Source organism: Streptomyces albospinus, from assembly GCF_014648695.1.
GTDB lineage: Bacteria > Actinomycetota > Actinomycetes > Streptomycetales > Streptomycetaceae > Streptomyces > Streptomyces albospinus.
The window spans coordinates 1-509 of the sequence record NZ_BMRP01000163.1; the positions used below are offsets into that span (position 1 = coordinate 1).

The window sequence follows — 509 nt, forward strand, 5'->3', positions numbered from 1 at the left end:
CAGCACCTGCGCCGCCGGACTACCCTTCGCAGAAAGAGCCGTGCCCGCCGGTGAACGGCGCCGCCTCGACTACGCCATGCGCCCCCGCTTCTGACGAGCCGCACCACCTGCGGCCCGCGGGGGCGGGGAACAGTCGGGGGCACCGCCTACGACCAGGCCGGGCCCGCCCACCAGGACCTGCCATCGGGCTCCGCGTCGTCCTCGACCTCCAGCCGGCTGGGGCGCCGAGCGTGCGCGCCGAGAGGGAGGACCGGCCTGCGGGTCGTGCGGGGATGGCCCGGGGCGGGGCACAGGGACAGGAGGTAGAGATAGCCGGTCGCCAACGGGGTGCGAAGTTCCCGGAGTCCGGGTAGCAGGGACGCGAACACGCGACCATGGTCATCTCGCCCGGTGCCCGGAAGGCCACCCGACACGCTGAGCCCGTTCGCAGCCGAGCCTACGCCTGCGAGCTAGTAGCCGGTGCCGTCGAACCTGAAGCGGTCCGGGTCGGAGAGGTTCTTGCCGGTCTG

Annotated in this window: 1 protein-coding gene; it reads right to left on the reverse strand. The window is 73.1% G+C overall.

What is annotated here, in order from left to right; all coding sequences use genetic code 11:
• Positions 1–146: 146 nt before the first annotated feature.
• Entirely contained in the window at positions 147–368 is a 222-nt protein-coding gene (locus IEZ17_RS41785) for a hypothetical protein (protein WP_189308850.1), read from the reverse strand.
• Between the last annotated feature and the right edge of the window lie 141 nt (positions 369–509).